Origin of the sequence: Paraburkholderia sp. (assembly GCF_036488795.1) — a bacterium.
GTDB lineage: Bacteria > Pseudomonadota > Gammaproteobacteria > Burkholderiales > Burkholderiaceae > Paraburkholderia.
Genome location: NZ_DASXHA010000021.1, coordinates 1 through 18,330 on the forward strand (window position 1 = coordinate 1; position 18,330 = coordinate 18,330).

At 63.1% G+C, this 18,330-nt stretch carries 12 protein-coding genes; 9 read left to right on the forward strand and 3 right to left on the reverse strand.

Annotated elements, in window-relative coordinates:
- Positions 1–309: RHS repeat-associated core domain-containing protein (locus VGH41_RS02935; RefSeq protein WP_331595849.1), on the reverse strand; the 309-nt coding region annotated here is incomplete at its 3' end.
- Between the two features lie 721 nt (positions 310–1,030).
- Between VGH41_RS02935 and VGH41_RS02940 the strand changes: the two genes are divergently transcribed.
- The 9 genes from VGH41_RS02940 to VGH41_RS02980 all read left to right on the forward strand — a co-directional run bounded on the left by VGH41_RS02940 (position 1,031) and on the right by VGH41_RS02980 (position 16,311).
- Positions 1,031–1,213, forward strand: coding sequence for a hypothetical protein (locus VGH41_RS02940; RefSeq protein WP_414696590.1), 183 nt, complete (start codon positions 1,031–1,033; stop codon positions 1,211–1,213).
- 228 nt (positions 1,214–1,441) lie between these two features.
- Positions 1,442–2,350 carry a M90 family metallopeptidase gene (locus VGH41_RS02945; protein ID WP_331595850.1) on the forward strand — a complete coding sequence of 303 codons (909 nt, stop codon included), beginning with the start codon at positions 1,442–1,444 and terminating at the stop codon, positions 2,348–2,350.
- 110 nt (positions 2,351–2,460) lie between these two features.
- The gene (locus VGH41_RS02950) at positions 2,461–2,724 is read left to right on the forward strand and encodes a type B 50S ribosomal protein L31 (protein ID WP_331595851.1); all 264 of its coding nucleotides are present in this window, start codon (positions 2,461–2,463) and stop codon (positions 2,722–2,724) included.
- Between the two features lie 293 nt (positions 2,725–3,017).
- Positions 3,018–4,802, forward strand: coding sequence for a glycosyltransferase family 39 protein (locus tag VGH41_RS02955; RefSeq protein WP_331595852.1), 1,785 nt, complete (start codon positions 3,018–3,020; stop codon positions 4,800–4,802).
- Between the two features lie 2 nt (positions 4,803–4,804).
- Positions 4,805–6,175 carry an MATE family efflux transporter gene (locus tag VGH41_RS02960; RefSeq protein ID WP_331595853.1) on the forward strand — a complete coding sequence of 457 codons (1,371 nt, stop codon included), beginning with the start codon at positions 4,805–4,807 and terminating at the stop codon, positions 6,173–6,175.
- Between the two features lie 461 nt (positions 6,176–6,636).
- On the forward strand, positions 6,637–12,699 hold the full coding sequence (locus VGH41_RS02965; RefSeq protein ID WP_331595854.1) for an alpha-2-macroglobulin family protein: 6,063 nt from the start codon (positions 6,637–6,639) through the stop codon (positions 12,697–12,699).
- A 2-nt stretch (positions 12,700–12,701) separates the two neighbouring features.
- The gene (gene pbpC, locus VGH41_RS02970; RefSeq protein ID WP_331595855.1) at positions 12,702–14,951 is read left to right on the forward strand and encodes a penicillin-binding protein 1C; all 2,250 of its coding nucleotides are present in this window, start codon (positions 12,702–12,704) and stop codon (positions 14,949–14,951) included.
- Positions 14,952–15,130: 179 nt separating this feature from the next.
- Positions 15,131–15,721, forward strand: coding sequence for a ComEA family DNA-binding protein (locus tag VGH41_RS02975; protein ID WP_331595856.1), 591 nt, complete (start codon positions 15,131–15,133; stop codon positions 15,719–15,721).
- Between the two features lie 161 nt (positions 15,722–15,882).
- Complete coding sequence (locus VGH41_RS02980) at positions 15,883–16,311, forward strand: YidB family protein (protein ID WP_331595857.1); 429 nt, start codon at positions 15,883–15,885, stop codon at positions 16,309–16,311.
- A 166-nt stretch (positions 16,312–16,477) separates the two neighbouring features.
- Here VGH41_RS02980 and VGH41_RS02985 read toward each other — a convergent pair whose 3' ends face one another.
- Entirely contained in the window at positions 16,478–17,908 is a 1,431-nt protein-coding gene (locus VGH41_RS02985) for a HipA domain-containing protein (RefSeq protein WP_331595858.1), read from the reverse strand.
- The gene (locus VGH41_RS02990) at positions 17,905–18,240 is read right to left on the reverse strand and encodes a helix-turn-helix domain-containing protein (protein WP_331595859.1); all 336 of its coding nucleotides are present in this window, start codon (positions 18,238–18,240) and stop codon (positions 17,905–17,907) included. Before VGH41_RS02990 ends, VGH41_RS02985 begins: the two co-directional genes overlap by 4 nt.
- Between the last annotated feature and the right edge of the window lie 90 nt (positions 18,241–18,330).

Genomic DNA, 18,330 nt, shown 5'->3' on the forward strand with positions numbered 1-18,330 from the left:
GGCCGCCGCACCCGCGTCAGCCACGCCGGCGCGCCGTGCGTTTCGTCCGATAGCCGCCCCAAGCCCAATCAGGAGGTCAAGAAACGGCCCTTGCCCCGACGAATCAGCCTGATTCACGGGATCCCCAGAGCAGTATCCATAACCGTGCGCTCCGCCAACGCCAAACGGGCTCGCCCTATCCCACAGGTTGAAACGCCGGATGATCGGGTTGAAACTACGGTACCCGTTGCCTAGCAGGTACGTCCCACTCACAGCAGAGCGGCGTTGTCCTAGATATCCCATTGAAACGATAGTAAGTGTACTTTTCATGATTCATTTCTCTTCGTGATCCTGCGTGACCTCCTCGCCGACCGAAGGCCTTATGACCAAATGCCACCAGCCTTCGTCTCTTACACAATTCGTTTATCCGAGTGAGCACGTTTCCAGTAGCTGTACGACTCACAAGTGCAATGTGACACTCCATCATTGTCACCAGATTGTGCAATCGACCTCTGCTCAGTTACTTTTCATTAACTGAGCCGGCTTGTCGAACCGCCCGTTGGAACATTGCCGGTTCAATTCAAATAAGTCGACCTCGTCGCGTCTCAGGTGAACGAACAACCAGAATCTTCCGCTACCAGCCAGCGATTTTCTTCAGTTTCGTATCACACAACAACTCCCCGTGACAATTATTATTTGATTCATCGATGGTTTACCATTTAACCAACGAACACCCGCCTGCTGTCCCGCGAAAAACCACCCCGAAGGTGAATTGCATTTTCGCGAATTTTATTCGACACCTCTTCTCCCGGCCCTGAAAGATTATTTCGAAGTGCCAGCTCTTCCGACAAGAGTGTTGTAGCGTTTCATATTTATATTTTCAAGTTAAACGACAAAAATAAATGAATGTGATGAAAAATTACACGTCATCGTTTCGAATCATCAAGGTGCGAAACACTCACAATCCCTAATTGAATCAGTCCATCCGATAACGCATACAAGCCGTATTCCATACATCGAGGAGAACTCAATCCGCAAAATGAAGCGGACCGTGCCCGACTTCTCGGTCGCCACGCTTCCTGAAGCATGGATGACGCGCATGCTGCCGGGAGTCGGCGAAGCCGCGTTGATCGTTCCGTTGCTGCCGCATGGCCAGCTGTTGCTGCTCATCGTGTTCCCGGTCGCCTATCTGACCTTTAGAATCTTCGCTATCGACGCGTTCACGCCCGACTAGCGGCTCACGGGCATCGTTCGTCAATCGACGATTTTCGTTTTCGACCGCGTCCGTGATCCTTATCGAGAAGCACCGGCAAGCGCTGCATCACGCGGATTGCGGAGTGATGCCGTTCAATCCGGCGTTCCAGAATACCTTCGTCGCGCTGACAACGGCTTCTACAATCCGGTTGACGTAGCCGTACGCGTCAGCCCGTCCGCCGCGCGGCAAAAACAGATCGACTAAGCGATGCTATCGAAACTTACCCAATGGTTTGACTCGCGCCGCCGCGATCGCGCGCTGCGCAACCATCCGATCGACGAACCGCTCTGGCAGGCGACACTCGCCGGCCTGCCGTTTCTCGCTCACCTCGAAGGTGCCGACCTCGCCCGGCTGCGCGAGCTGACCAGCCTGTTTCTCGCGCAAAAGGAGTTTTCCACCGCGCACGAACTCGAACTGACCGACGCCATGACCGTCGCGATTGCCGCACAAGCCTGCCTGCCGGTGCTCAACCTGGGGCTGGATCTATATCGCGGCTGGGTCGGCGTGATCGTGTATCCGGGCGAATTCGTGATCCGCAAGACGGTGGAGGACGAAGACGGGGTGATCCACGAAGTCGAGCACGATGCCAGCGGCGAAGCCTGGGAAGGCGGTCCCGTGGTGCTGTCCTGGGAAGACGCTCAGATGACGGATGGTTCGGACGCGTACAACGTCGTCATCCACGAATTTGCGCACAAGATCGACATGCTGACGGGCGAAGCGGACGGCCACCCGCCGCTCTTTCGCCGCTGGCACGCGCCGCTCGACGCAGGCGCATGGGCGCAGGTATTCGACCATGCCTACGACCATTTCTGTGCCAGGGTCGACGCAATCTCGGACCGGCGCTGGGCGCGCTTCGAGCGCGCGTCGCTGATCGATCCGTACGCGGCGGACCATCCATCGGAATTTTTTGCGGTTTGCAGCGAGGCGCTGTTCGTCCAGCCCCACGCGTTCGAAGCGGAATATCCTGAACTTTACCGGCTGCTCGCCCGCTATTACCGGCAGGACCCGGCGCGGGTGGGCGCACTGCAAAGCCAGACAGCATGGAAAGCCGCATCAGCCGCCGCGCAGCCGTCCGTCCGCGGCAAAAAACCTCCGGGAAATTCGTCAACCAGCTGATTTTCTGGCATAATCGCCGTTTTTCGACCTTAGGCAAGTGGCTCGCGCCAAAATGCTTCCGCTCCAGCGGCTGCACGCGGGTTGGCTACCGCCAGACTATAGGAAAGACCATGAAAGAAGGCATTCACCCCAATTACCGCGAAGTCCTTTTCATCGACATGTCGATCGACTTCAAGTTTGTGACCCGCTCGACCATCCAGACGCGCGAAACCGGCGAATTCGAAGGCAAGACGTACCCGCTCGCGAAGATTGAAGTGTCGTCGGAATCGCATCCGTTCTACACCGGTCAGCAAAAGATCATGGACACGGCAGGCCGCGTCGAGAAGTTCAACAAGAAGTTCGGCACGCGCGCTACCGGCAAGGCAGCGAAGTAATTCGCGCCGCGTCACCGGTTGCAAGCCGGACGGGTGTTCAGGCACCAGCACAGAAGGGCAGCGTAAGCTGCCCTTTTTTGTCACCTGGTTCAGCCGCAGATAAGCTTGCGCGCTGCTCATGTCCTGACTATCCGCGCGTGGTTACAACGGCACAGCCAAACATTGCGCGCTGTTACTGACCGTGACGTGCCGCGTGCGGCCCGTCTACAATGCCGGATGCTGCGAATCGGCCATGCTGGCGGGCACTCCGCCCTCTGCCGGCCCACGCGCTAATCCGAGAATCACATATCCGCATGAGACCAGTCGTTCGCCTCACTGCCTCCGCTACAAGTGCCCTGCCGCGCTGGCTGCTGCTCACCATCTGTATTGTTTATGCGTCGTTTGGATTGTTTGGCCGTGACCCGTGGAAGAACGAGGATGCGGCCGGCTTCGGCGTCATGTGGACCATGGCCAACGGCGGCCTGCACGACTGGCTGCTGCCGAATCTGGTCGGCAAGTACCTGACCGAAAACGGCCCGCTCAGCTATTGGCTGGGCGCGAGCGCCATCCGCGCGCTGTCGCCATGGGTCGACGCCAGCAACGCCTCGCGCGTGTTCACCGGCCTGTTGTTCTGCGGCGCCTGCGCGTTCGTCTGGTACGCCGCCTATCTGCTCGGCCGTCGCGCCGAGGTGCAGCCCTTTAAATATGCATTCGGCGGCGAGCCGGAGCCGCGCGACTACGGCCGCACCCTTGCCGACGGCGCGCTGCTGATCCTGCTCGCCTGCTTCGGCCTCGCCGAACGTGGTCACGAAACGACGCCGCAACTGGCGCAGTTCGTCTGCATCGCGATGCTCGTCTACGGCCTCGTGCGGATGATCGACAAACCCATCCAGGGCGCGCTGACCTGGGGTATCGCCATCGGACTCGTGGCGCTGGCAAGCAATCCGGTGCTGGTGGGCGCATTGCTGATCGGTACGCTGGCAATGATGGTGATCGTCCCCGAGACGCGCTCGCGCTGGCTGCTGCTAGCGGGCCTGCCGGTCGCACTGGTGCTGACGGTGGCGTGGCCCGTCGCCGCGCTGGCCAGATACCCGGACGACGCCGTCTGGTACCTCAACCAATGGGTGCACAGCAGCCTCAACGCGTTTGCAGGTCCGCCCGGATCGGTGGGGTCGGTGGCGCGCTATGCGCTGAAAAACCTGCCGCTGTTCACCTGGCCCGCGTGGCCGCTCGCCATCTGGTCGTGGTTCAGCTGGTCGGGGCTGCGGCGCGCACCGCACGTCGCCATTCCGCTCTCGGTGATCACGCCGCTCCTGATCCTCGTGGTGATCCAGAGCCACCAGACCAATCAGCTCTACATGCTGCTGCTGCCGGCCCTCGCGGTACTCGCCACCTTTGCGCTGCCGACGCTCAAGCGCGGCGCGATCAACGCAATCGACTGGTTCGCGCTGCTGAGCTTCACGATCCTCGGCACGTTTGTGTGGCTGGTCTACGTGGCGGGGCTGACCGGCTTCCCGCATCCGCTTGCCCGCAACCTGGCGCGTCTTGCGCCCGGCTTCGTGCCGCAATTCAAGATTCTGTCGTTCGTGTGCGCGGTAGCGGTCACCGTGTGCTGGTTCGTGCTGGTCCGCTGGCGCCTCGCGCGGCATCCGAAGGTCCTGTGGCGTAGCGTGGTGCTCTCCAGCGCCGGCACCACGCTGATGTGGGTGCTGCTGATGACGCTGTGGCTGCCGGTCGTCAACTACAGCCGGACCTACAAGGACGTGGCCGAGCAGATTGCGACGCATCTGCCGGATGACTACACCTGCATTTCGCCGGTCCGCCTCGGCAACGCGCAGATCGCCACGTTTGCGTACTTCGGCCATATGCATTTTGCGTTCGACCAGGACTGCGACGTGATCCTGCGCCAGGACACGCAGGACTACGGCGAACCCAGTTCGATGTCGAACTTCGTCTGGAAGCTGGTGTGGGAAGGCCGCCGGGTCGCCGACCGCGACGAGCGCTTCCGCCTGTACGTGCGAATCGATCGTCCGAAGCCGCCGGTCGCGAAGCATCGCGCGTGGCGTCCCAAACAAGCCGCTCCGGCCCGGCCGGACTGATCATGTTCGCCGACGCACGAAAGATCGCCGAGCTCGCATGGCCGGTGCTGATCGGTCAACTGGCGATCATTGCGTTCGGCGTGATCGACACCGCGATGGTCGGCCGCTATTCCGCGGTCGATCTCGCCGCACTCGGGCTCGGCTCGTCGATCTACATCTCGGTCTATATCGGCCTCACCGGCATTCTCACCGCACTCCAGCCGATTGCCGCGCAATTGCACGGCGCGCGCCGCTATAGCGAGATCGGCGAGGAAGTCCGTCAGTCGCTGTGGCTTGCGCTGGCGCTGATGACAATCGGCTTCCTGATCCTGTATTTTCCAGGGCCCGTGCTGCGGCTCGCCCGTGTCCCGGCCGCGCTGCATGAACGCACGCTCGCGTATCTGCAGATCCTCGCCTTCGGTTTGCCCGCCAGTCTGGTGTTCCGCGTCTACAGTTCGCTGACCAATGCGCTCGGCCAGCCGCGGCTCGTGATGATCCTGCAGATCGGCGCCCTGCTGCTCAAGTTTCCGCTCAACACCTGGCTGATCTTCGGTGGCCTCGGCGTGCCCGCGCTCGGCGGTCCGGGCTGCGCGCTCGCCAGTATCACGATCAACTGGACGCTCGCGATTGTCGGCATGCTGCTGCTGACGAAACTCGATGTGTTCCGTGAACTCGCGATCTTTTCGCACTTCTGCTGGCCGGTCTGGAGGCGTCAGGCGGCGCAGTTGCGGCTCGGCATTCCGATGGGGCTCTCGTACCTGATCGAGGTCACGTCGTACACCTTCATGGCGCTCTTCATTGCGCGCTTTGGCACGACCACGCTGGCGGGCCATCAGATTGCGGGCAATGTCGGCGCGGTGCTGTACATGACACCCTTGTCGATCGGCATTGCCGCATCCACGCTCGTCGCCCAGGCGCTCGGCGCGCATCGTCACGAGGCGGCGCGCACCTTGTCGCGGCACGGCATCCTGATGGCGGTGCTGATCGCCTGCTGCTATGCGCTGATGCTGCTCGTGTTGCGGCCGCTCATCATCGAAGGCTATACGCCGAACCTGCAGGTCGCGGCGGCTGCCATGCCGCTGGTTTTGATCGTGGCGTTCTATCACGTGTTCGATTCGCTGCAGGTCACCACGGCGTTCGTGTTGCGCGCCTATAAAGTGGCCGTGGTGCCGACCGTGATTTATGCGGTCGCGCTGTGGGGCGTGGGGCTGGGAGGCGGGTACCTGCTGGGGTTCGACGTCGGTGGCGCGATACCCGTCTGGCTGACCGGCGCGCGCGGCTTCTGGGTCGCCAATACAGCGAGTCTCGCAATTGCGGGGTTTGGGCTGCTGATCTACTGGCGCGGAGTCAGCAAACGGTATCTGCAGGTTGATGCCGTTGGTCAGGTGCGATAGCGGGCATGGGCGCCCGCACGGTGCCCGGATTGTGCCCGTTGGGGCAACGGCCCGTCTATCCTTGCACTGCCGCTCTACCTGAAGACTTTAGATCCCCTTGCTAACCCGCGGCCCGAGTTTGAAGACACCGGCAAAACCAGACCGTTAGTTGCGTTAGTTATGTTATTTGGCGATCGCCTGACAAGCTCGAACCGCTTCCGCGTCGCTTAGCCGCGCGCCTCAAACGCGTCGGTTCGCAGCGACTGAACCTGCGTTGGAGATGCTGCTCGTCGGAGCGGCCGGGTCACTGGCGACTGTGACCTGGACATGACATCACTCGGGGCAGATTTCGACTGCGCTCTCAGTCAAACGCCTCGCGAAACCACTCAATCTCAGGAATTTCCGACACCGGATACAGTTTGGGATACTGATGATCGTCCGGTAGAATCGCCAGCATTCTGTAAGCAACAGGAGCGCGGTCGATGCGAAGCGACACCCTCAGGCAAAGGTGGATGTGGGCCGCAATCGCCGCGGCAACGCTTGGTTTGCTTGCTACTTCATCGTGGCGAGCCGATGCAGCGCGCATCACTAGCGTGTCGCCACAAGGCAAAGTCGCGCAAGTGCGGCAAGTGGTCGTCAAGTTCGACGAAGCAATGATTGCATTCGGCGCGCCTGCTGCCCCCGTCCCCGCACAACTGCATTGCGACGACGCCACGGCGAGTCAAGGCCAGGCACGCTGGATCGACGACAAGACCTGGGCATGGGACTTCAACGCTGACCTGCCACCCGGCGTGCGCTGCAAACTGGAACTCAATGACGGACTGAAGACGTACGCCGGTCACCCAGTCACGGGTCCGCAACACTACGCGTTCGAAACCGGCGGCCCGTTCGTACAGGACACCAACCCGGAGAACGGTGAAATCGAAGAAGACCAGGCCTTCGTGTTGACCCTCAACGGGCCCGCTACGGATGCATCGGTGCGCCAGCATGTGTGGTGCGAATCCAGCGGCCTCGGCAATCGCATTCCTGTCAAAAACGTCGATGACGCCACGCGCGCCGCTCTGCTCAAACGCTTCCACCTGAAGAAAGACGCCGCCCGCATCCTGACGCTGCAATGTCAGCAAACCTTGCCATCCGCGACAAAAATGCAGCTGGTATACGGTGTCGGCGTCGCGAGCCCGAGTGGCCTCGCAAACGACGTCGAACGCCGCTTCGATTACACCGTGCGCGAGCCTTTCGCCGCGAGTTTTTCCTGTGAGCGCGAGAACGCCAGGGCGCCATGCACGCCACTGCGTCCGCTGCAGGTACGCTTCAATGCACCTATTGCGCGTGCCGATGCAGCAAAGCTGACGCTCAAGGGACCCAGCGGCACGATAGCGCCCACCTTCGGGCCGGATGATAAAGACCCCGAAACGTCCACCGTCGAATTCGCGGCACCCCTGCCCGCGCACGCGGAGTTGAGCATCGCGATCCCGCCGCATCTGCAGGACGTCAGCGGCCGCGCGCTCACCAACGCCGATCTGTTTCCGCTGAAGGTGGCCACCGCGCCGATGCCGCCGCTCGCGAAGTTTTCGTCGGGCACATTTGGCATCGTCGATCGATTCGCGGAGCCGGGCATGCCCGCACTCGTGCCGGTGACGCTGCGCAATGTCGAAGCCGACCTGCATGTCGCCGGGCTGAACGCAGGCGGGGCGCAGTTCGCCAGAATGCGTGTGGATGCCGATACGGATATCCGCAACTGGATGCGGCGGGTCGAGCGCTTCGACGGTTATGCCATGAGCAAGTCCTCGATCGACTCGGCGATGCCGGGCTTGCTGTCGCACGCGAAGAATCCGGTGTACGTGCCCCGCTCTCCTGACGAAGCCGCGGACAACGACACCCGTAAAGACCCGTTGATCGACATACGTTCACTGTCGCTGCTCGCCGGCCAGCCGGGCGTCGAAACGCTGGCGTTGCCCAAAGAAGATCCGAAGGCATTACGGCCGTTCGAAGTGGTGGGCGTTCCGGTAACGAAGCCCGGCTTCTACGTGATCGAACTGGCGTCGCCGGCGCTCGGCGCGTCGCTACTCGGCAAGCCAGCGTCCATGTATGTGCGCACCGCCGTGCTGGTCACCAATCTTGGCGTGCATTTGAAACTTGGCCGCGAGAACAGCGTCGTGTGGGTGACTTCGCTCGACAAAGGACAACCGGTTCCCAACGCCGAGATCCACGTGAGCGACTGCAATGGCGACGAGGTGGCGTCCGGCAAGACCGACGCGCACGGCGTGCTGACCATCGGGACGCCGCTGGCGCCGAAGCAGAAGTGCGGCGAATCGAGCTTCACAGGATTTTTTGTTTCCGCGCGCACCGTCGATCCGAAGACCGGAGCCGATATGGCGTTCGTCCGCTCAGACTGGAATCGCGGCATCGAGTCGTGGCGATTCAACGTGCCCACCGACACCCGCCTCGAACAGACCGTCCGGGCCCATACCGTATTCGATCGCACGTTGTTGCGCGCGGGTGAAACGGTATCGATGAAACATCTGATCCGCGTCGAAACCCTGCACGGTTTCGCGTTTCCGAAGCAGTATCCCACGCGTGTAACGATCCGCCATCTGGGCAGCGGCCAGACCTATCATCTGCCGCTCGAATGGGCCGCGGACCATAGCGCCGAGTCGACGTTCGCGATTCCGGTTGCGGCGAAGCTGGGCGAATACAGCGTGTCGCTCGACGACGGCAACGTCTCCAGCAACAGTGACGCCTCGGAGAATGACGACAGCAGTGATGACGACAACGCGTCGCCGCACATGAGCTACGAGTCGGGCAGCTTCCGTGTCGAAGAATTCCGCTTGCCGGTCTTCAAAGGCTCGATTGCAGTGCGCGACGAAAAGACTCATCCGCTGGTGGCCGCCAGGGATGCTCCGCTGGCGTTGCAGATCGACTATGTGTCGGGCGGCGCGGCCGCGAATCTGCCGGTGCAGGTATCGGTCTTGCTCAAGAGCACGACCCCCGCCTTCACCGACAGTTTCCCGGACTTCAGTTTCACGCCCTACACACCTCATACGGGTGACGACACCTCGTCGTCGGACGATGAAGACGCCGACACGCAAGCCCATGACGACGGCGCCAAACTGATCGCCGACAAGGAAGGCGTCACCCTTGACCGCAACGGCTCGGGGGGTCTCACGCTGAAAAACCTCCCGCGCGTCGACGCGCCGAAGCGGCTCGCGCTGGAAGCGACCTTTGCCGATCCTAACGGCGAAGTGCAGACCATCAGCGGCGGCGCGACCTTGTGGCCCGCCGCGGTGGTTGCCGGCGTGAAGTCGGGACAATGGGTGTCGGTGGGCAATACGGTGCCCGTCAAGGCACTGGCGCTCGACCTGCAAGGCAAGCCGCGCGCCGGTGTCGCGCTCGACGTGCACGGCATTGCGCGAATCACGACGACTTCGCGCAAGCGCATGGTCGGTGGCTTCTATGCGTACGACAACCATACGGAGACGAAGGACCTCGGTTCGCTGTGCAGCGGCAAAAGCGACGACCATGGCCTGCTGACTTGCGATGCCCGCTTGAGCGAAGCCGGCAACATCGATCTCGTCGTCACCGCCAAAGACGGCGACGGTAATGTCTCGACGGCGAGTACCTCTGTCTGGGTCACGCGTGAAGACGAGCTGTGGTTCGGTGGTGAAAACACCGACCGTATCGACGTACTGCCGGAGAAGACCTCCTACGAGCCCGGCGAAACCGCGCGCTTTCAGGTGCGCATGCCGTTCCGTTTCGCGACCGCGCTGGTCGCGGTCGAACGCGAAGGCGTCATCGAGACGCATGTCGTGCAGCTGGATGGCAAGAATCCGACTGTCGAACTCAAGGTGAACGAAGCTTGGGGACCGAACGTCTACGTGTCGGTGCTGGCCTTGCGTGGACGGATTCACGAAGTGCCGTGGTACTCGTTCTTCACATGGGGCTGGAAGGCGCCGCTCGAATGGGCTCGCGCGTTCTGGTACGAGGGCCGTCAATACGAAGCGCCCACGCCGCTCGTCGACCTGTCAAAGCCCGCATTCCGCTATGGCCTGGCCGAGATCAAGGTCGGCACGGCCGCGCACAAGCTCACGGTCACTGTCACGCCTGACGCGCAAATTTACACCGTGCGCGGCAAGGCGCACGTCAAACTGCGGGTGCAGATGCCGGGCGGCAAACCGGCGCCGGCCGGCACTCAGGTTGCGCTCGCCGCCGTGGACGAGGCTTTGCTGGAACTGATGCCCAATCAAAGCTGGGACGTGCTCGACGCCATGCTGGAGCGGCGAGCCTATGGCGTCGAAACCGCGACTGCGCAGATGGAGATCGTCGGGCGCCGCCACTTCGGACGCAAGGCGGTGCCGGCGGGTGGCGGCGGTGGCCACAGCGCCACGCGCGAACTGTTCGACACGCTGCTCGTCTGGAATCCGCGCGTGACGCTCGATGCGAACGGCGAAGCCTCGCTTGACGTGCCGCTCAACGATGCGCTGACCCGCTTCCGGATCGTCGCGATCGCGGCAGTCGGACCGGGTACCTTCGGCACCGGCAGCACCTCGATCCGCAGCACGCAGGATCTGCAACTGATCTCGGGCCTGCCGCCGCTCGTACGCGAAGGCGACGTGTTCCGCGCGCAATTCACGCTGCGCAATACGACGACGCGTGCGATGAAAGTGGTCGTCACACCGAACGTGCCGGGTGTGCCGCTGGCGGCGCAAACGGTGGATCTGCCAGCGGATTCGTCCAGGGAAATCGCCTGGAGCGTGACGACGCCCGACGGCCTCGCCGATACGCCCTCTCCCGCGCTCACGTGGAAAGTGGCCGCGGCCGAGCAAGGCGGCCCGCATGCGAGCGACGCGGTGAAACTCACGCAGCGCGTGAGCGCCGCCCTGCCCGTCACGGTGCAGCAGGCGACGCTCGCGCAGGTCGACGGCACGCTGTCGCTGCCGGTCGCGCCGCCAGCCGAGGCCGGCGCCACGGCAGCGGGCGTCGTACGCGGCGGGATTGCGGTGTCGTTGCAGCCGAAGCTCTCCGCTGGCATGCCCGGCGTTGCGCGCTGGTTCCAGCGGTATCCGTACAGTTGCCTCGAGCAGCAGACCTCGCGCGCCATCGGTTTGCGCGACCCGGCGCAATGGCAGGCGGTGGTCGCAAGAATGCCGGTCTATCTGGATCGCGACGGTCTGGCGAACTACTTCCCGCCCAGCGACGACAGCAGCAGTCACGGCAGCCCGACCTTGAGCGCCTACCTGCTCGCCGTCAGCGACGAAGCGTCGAAGCTCGATGCGCGTTTCGCGCTGCCCGACGATGTGCGCGGCAAGCTCGAAGCGGGTCTCGCAGGCTTTGTCGAAGGCCGGATCCAGCGCAATACGTGGTCGCCGCGCAAAGATCTCGACCTGCGCAAGCTCGCCGCACTGGAAGCACTGTCGCGCTATGGCATGGCGCAAGCACGTATGCTCGGTTCGCTCGAGATCGCGCCGAATCAGTGGCCAACCTCGGCGGTGCTCGACTACTACGCGATCCTGTCGCGCCTGCCCGACATTGCGCAGCGTGACGACAAGCTCGCGCAGGTCGAACAGATTCTGCGCGCGCGGCTCACGTATCAAGGCACGCGCCTCACCTTCTCCACCGCAGCCGGCGACGACCTGTGGTGGCTCATGACCGGCACCGAAGACAACGCCGCGCGAACCGCGCTCACCTTCGTCGACACATCGGGCTGGAAAGACGAGATGCCGCGCCTTGTGAGCGGCCTACTTGCCCTGCAACGCAACGGTGCCTGGCAGACCACGACGGCGAATGTGTGGGGCTCGCTGGCCGTCGAGCGTTTCTCGCGCGCGTTCGAAAGCACCCCCGTTACCGGCCAGACGAGACTGCAACTCGGTGGGTTCGACAAGACCGTGTCGTGGACTCAGCCGGCGGCGCCCACGGCGAGCTCGGCCACGCCCGCTACCAGAACCGCTGACACGCATAGCCAGCTCTTGCCGTGGCCACCCGCCAAGCAAGGCACGTCGACGCCCTTGACGTTGAGCCACGACGGCACTGGCAAACCGTGGGCCACTATCGAAAGTCTCGCGGCGGTCGCGCTGAAAGCGCCGTTCGCGGCCGGCTACCGCATCACGAAGACCATCACCCCGCTCGATCCCGCGGTCAAAGGTGCGTATACACGTGGCGACGTGGTGCGCGTGCATCTGGACATCGACGCGCAGACCGACATGACATGGGTGGTCGTCAACGATCCGGTACCGGCCGGTGCGACGATTCTTGGCTCCGGCCTCGGACGCGATTCGGAAGCTGCAGCGCAAGGCGAAAAGAGCGAGGGCGAGGCGTGGCCGGCATTTATCGAGCGCGGTTTCGATGGATACCGGGCGTACTACGACTATCTGCCGAAGGGAAAGCTCTCGGTCGAATACACGGTGCGGCTCAACAACGTCGGCAGCTTCGGCCTGCCGCCGACGCGCGTCGAAGCGCTGTATGCGCCGTCGACATTCGGCGCCTTGCCGAATGCGGCCATCGTGGTTGAGCCTGCGCCGCAGGCGGGTTCATCGGCTGCCCGGAAGTGAAAATGCGTATCGTCCGCGCCGCGCTGTGTGCGAGCCTGCTGGCTGCGTCACTCAGTGCGCACGCACTGCCGTCGTTCAATGAGGTTCGCGCTCGCTGGCGTAGCTCGGACTGGGTGCTGCTGTCGCGCGACGGCGAGCCGCTGCAGCGCACGCGGATCGATCACACTGAACGGCGCGGCGACTGGGTCGCGCTCGCCGACGTCTCGCCAGCGTTACGCGAGGCGATCGTCGTATCGGAGGACAAGCGCTTTTACGAGCACAGCGGCGTCGACTGGCGCGGCGCAGCGGGCGCGGCGTGGGCCAATCTGTGGAACACGCGCACGCGCGGCGCCTCGACGGTAACGATGCAGCTGACCGGTCTGCTCGACGACGATCCGCAACGTTCAGGACAACGTTCGATTGCGCAGAAAGCCGGCCAGGCAGCCAACGCGCTATGGCTCGAACGCACCTGGCGCAAAGACCAGATTCTCGAAGCCTATCTGAATCTGCTGCCGTTTCGCGGCGAGACGGTTGGTCTGTCGGCCCTGTCGATCACACTGTTCGGCAAGGCGCCTTCCGGTCTAGACGAGCGCGAGGCCGCAGTCGCAGCCGCGCTGATCCGTGCACCGAATGCCTCGTACGCGAAGGTCAGCGAACGTGCCTGCCGGATTCTGCGCGACATGCAGGCGGCAGGTCAATGCACGAATCTGGGCGGTTTTGTGCAACTTGCCTTCGCGCGTCCGGCTCCCGCAACCCTTTCGATCACCCCGAATGACGACGCCCTCGCGCCGCATTTCGCACGCCGCGTGGCAAGCGAAGTGCACCCGGGTGCCGGCGCGCGTGTGAGCTCCACGCTCGATGCAAACCTGCAACGGTTCGCCCGCGACACGCTCACCCGGACGCTGATCGAGCTGAATGCACGTGCGCATCCGCGCAATGTCGAAGACGGCGCGGCGCTCGTGCTCGACAACGCAACCGGCGAGGTGCTTGCGTGGGTTGGCTCCTCGGGCGCGTTGTCCGGCGCGCGCGATGTCGACGCGGTACTCGCGCTGCGCCAGGCCGGCTCGACACTCAAGCCCTTCCTGTACGCGCAGGCCATCGACGAACGGCGGCTTACCACGACGTCGTTGCTCGACGACGCGCCGCTCGATCTCCCGGCCGGCGGCGGCCTCTATATTCCGCAAAACTACGACAAGGACTTCAAGGGATGGGTCAGCGTGCGCACGGCGCTCGGCTCTTCGTTGAACGTCCCCGCCGTGCGTACGCTGGTGATGGTGACGCCGCATCGTTTTGCAAAGACGCTCAGCGCGCTCGGCTTGCCACTCTCGCAAAGCGGCGACTACTACGGCTATAGCCTCGCACTTGGCAGCGCCGACGTCACGCTGCTGGCACTCACCAACGCCTACCGCGCGCTTGCCAATGGCGGAGTAACCGGCTCGACCCATGATCTGCCAGGTGGCGCACGCTCACGCGACGGCACGCAGGCAAGTGCGGAAAAGCGCGTATTCAGCACCGACGCAAGCTTCATCATCACCAGCGTGCTGGCCGACAACAACGCGCGTACCCGCACCTTCGGTTTCGACAGTCCGCTCGCCACGCGCTTTTTTTCCGCCGTCAAGACCGGTACTAGCAAGGACATGCGGGACAACTGGACGGTCGGCTTCACGTCGCGCTACACGGTGGGCGTGTGGGTCGGCAACGCGGACGGTACGCCGATGTGGGACGTGTCGGGCGTCACGGGTGCGGCGCCGGTGTGGGCGGCGATTGTGGGCTATCTGCACCGGCATGTGCCGAGCACACCGCCCGTCGCGCCGCCCGGGGTGATTCAAACCCCGGTTACCTTTGAAAACAACGTAGAACCCGCACGCGACGACTGGTTCGTGCGTGGTACGCAAACGCCCAGCGTCGGACTTGCGGCGAACGCGAGCGACGTAACTCGCTCAACGCGTGGTGCGGTGCGTATCGGCACACCGATTGACGGGACGATCTTCGCACTCGACCCGGATATCCCCGCGTCGCGTCAACGCGTATGGTTCGAGCGCGCCAGCGGCGCGTCGCTGCGCAGCACCTGGCGTCTCGACGGCAAAACGCTGGGGCATGCGCCGCGCATGCCCTGGTTGCCGTGGCCCGGGCATCACATGCTGGAGCTCGTCGATGCCGACGGCAGCGTCGCCGACACGGTGCGTTTCGAAGTGCGTGGCGCGCTTGCGCGTACGCCCGCCAAAAACACATCGAAATCCTCACCATCATCGATCGCGCAACAAAGGCCTTAAAACAGGGCAAAAGCTTTAAATAGTGTTCAGAGCGATTTACTTGTCACGAATCGATCGGTATAAAGCGTCGGCTTTCATAAAAAGGGCGTGCAAATTATCCTATGCTTAAGCGCAGCGCCTGCTGACCGAATGCGCCGTCCGTTCCCGGCTAACTTTTTGCCCTCAATGGAGTGCTTGCCATGCTGAAGAAGCTGCTTATGCTGTGCGTTGCCTTGGCCCTGTCGCTGTCAGCCGGATTTGCAGCTGCGGTGGAAGTCAATTCTGCCGATCAGGCCGCACTCGAATCGGTCAAGGGCATTGGCCCCGTCCATGCCAAAGCGATCATCGACGAACGCACCAAGAACGGCCCCTTCAAGGACGCAGACGATCTGGCCGCGCGCGTGAAGGGAATCGGCACCAAGTCGGTGACCAATCTCGAAGCAGCAGGCCTCACGATCAACGGTTCATCGGCACCGCCGAGCGGTGTGAAGGCCGCAACGAAGTCCGCGACCGCCCCGGCCGCTGCTGCGCCAGCCGCCAAAACCACGGCCCCTGCCGCCACACCCGCGCCCGCAACGGCAGCCACGAGCGCATCCATGGAAGCATCCGGTACCAAGGCTTCGAAGTCGAAGAAAAAGGGCAAGGCGGCTGCCTCCGAAGCCGCTGCTGCCTCAGCCCCTGCCACGGCTGCCGCTGCAAGCGCACCAGCCGACGCATCCGGCACCAAGGCTGCGAAGAAGAAGGCGAAGAAGAGCAAGGCTGCTTCGGCCGCGGCCGCATCCGGCGCGTGAGCGTCTCCAGACGAACGGCATGAAGCCCTAAGTCTGTCCGGCACACGGGATTGCTCACGCAACGCGTACCCTGTGTCCTGTCATTCCGGTGCCGCGCACGCGCGCGGCGTTTTCACCCGCCGACCCCACGCATGAGGCGTCGGCATTCAAGAGAGACCGTCATGAGCCTACTCGACACTATCGGTTCCCTGTTCGGCCAGTCGCCTGAGGGCGGCGACCATCAGGCCCTGATCACCACTGCGCTCGAATTCGTCAACAATCAACCGGGCGGCCTGAACGGGCTGATCCAGCAGTTCAAGGACAAAGGCGCCGGCGACATCATCAATTCATGGGTCAGCAACGGCGAGAATCAGCCCATCTCCGCGGACGTGCTGCATAACGTGCTCGGCTCGGACACGGTCACCAACCTTGCCGCCAAGGCCGGCGTGCAGCCCGATCAGGTCGCGGGAATGCTCTCGCAGATCCTGCCGCATGTGGTCAACGCCGCGACGCCGGAAGGCGAAGTACCCGCCGAGGGCAAGCTGAATTCGACAACCGTGCTGGGTGCGTTGGGCGGTTTGTCGGCGCTGTTTGGCAAGGGCAACGCGTAATACCCGCGGGTTTTGCATCATACCGGGGACCCGTTGGCGCGATAGCGCCGGTGGGTTCCGGGTACCGATGCTCCGGCTGTGCGTTCGAGGCGGTCCGTGCAGGCAGTTTTGCCTGCCACGTACCAACCACGCTTTACCCTGCACCAGGTCACCCTGAACGCTGCACTCAGCGCGACAGCTTGCGAACCATATCGGCAATCACGGTGTGACGAATCACGCGCAGGCACGTCAATTCGCCACCCAACACTGCGCTCAAGTCCGGGCGCTGCGCGGCAAGCGCCGCATTCTCCGTCTCGACTCTTGCGTACAAGATCGCAGCGCTTTGGGCGATGCTGTCCACCAGCGCGTCCAGCAGACGCTCAGCGGTCCTGATCGCCAGTCCCAGCACCTCGGCTGCCTGCAGCAACAGTGCGCGATCCAGATCGTCGAAGTAGCGCGCGCCCAACACATCCCACGCGAACGACACGTGACGCGGCCAGTCACTCTTCTGGTACATCGGCGTGCTCCATGCTGCTACGCTCAGCAGATCGTAGAACGGCGCCAGCTGAACACCTTCATGTGAGACGAGGAAACTCAGATTCTTCAGGTGTGCATCAGAATTGCCGACCAGCACGTTGAACACCAGCCATGAAAAAAGCCGCGTGCGCGCCGCCGCCTGATTGCGGCAGAGGCCGGCAATCGCCGCGAGCTGCTCCACGCTGCCCTGCTCGTACTTGAAAGTGCGTGCGAGGTCGAGCAACTGGCAGGCATCAATTGAATGACGCCGCAACCATTCGCCATCCTGCTCGACCCGGTCGAAACGGTCGACCAGGTACACCGGTGAGGGCACATAGCGGCGATGCACTGCCGGCACATCGAGCCGCAGGCGCGCCGCGAGACTCATCACGAACCACTCGTTGATGACCGAATGCGGATAGTCGCTCTGGTCCTGATGATTGGGTTTGAGGATATGGGTGGACGGCGTCTCGCCGGCGGGTTCGAACAGGCCCTCCTCACGCAACACCACCGCGAGCTTGTGCTGCGCGCCGGCCAGCGACATTCGCTTGAGCGCGTCGTGCGTCAACGGCAAACGGGGTAGCGCGGCTATGCGCCGTTCGAGGTCGGCATCGGCAAGCGGGCGTAAGCCGGTGGTGTGATCCGTTGACGGTGTCTGCACGCCGCTGGTCCGCCCTTGCGCAAGACCAGGCGGCAGCAGTGTGACCGAGCCCGCGGATTCCGCGCCATAGTGTGCGAGCAGTGCGAAAGCGTCCGCGTCGTTGCGGATGTTGGCGTCGCGCGCGAGCAGCGTGCGCTGCCCTTGTTCGGGCAACAGATTGTCGAAATACCACTGCACCGAACGGCGGCTGCTGCCGTCGCGCAAGGGCCCGTTTTGCAGCGGCAACGCCGGACTGAGCGGGTAACCGTCCGGACGGGTTCGCCAGTCATCCGCGTACGTAAAGCTCCAGGTATCGTTCTGATCCTCCAGCAGGCCGACCTCGGCGCCGTTGATGCTTGCCACAAGACTGCGATGCGGCGTGGCAGCGGTCCGCGCGCGCGTTGCGGCTTCCAGCTGCGACGCGCGCCGGGTGATGTCACGCTCGTCTTCGAGCCGGTTCATGGCTTCTCTCTGCCGGGCTCACGGGGCGCCTGCGCCTCGCGTGCCGCACGTTTTTCCGCACGGGCGCGGCGTTTAAAGAGCTTTTGCTGCTCGTCGCCGACCAACGCGGCTGCCGCGTCGGGAATATCGACGCTCACGCGCACGCCCAAACCCTCGAGCACCTTGAAGAGCTTCCCCCAGTGCACGCCTTCGGCGCCATTTTCCACCTTGCCGAGAAAGCTCTCGCTGACGCCGATGCTGCCCGCGGCGTCGTCCTGGCGAAGCTGCTGCGCCTTGCGCGCGGCGCGCACGATAACGCCAATCTCGTGTGATTCTGTAATATCGGCTTTCATGGTCAAAATCCTTGCGATTTCATGGATTTTAGCAGTGAAACCAGAACAATTTCTATAATCTTTGTGATTGCAAGGATTCTATCGAAGGAG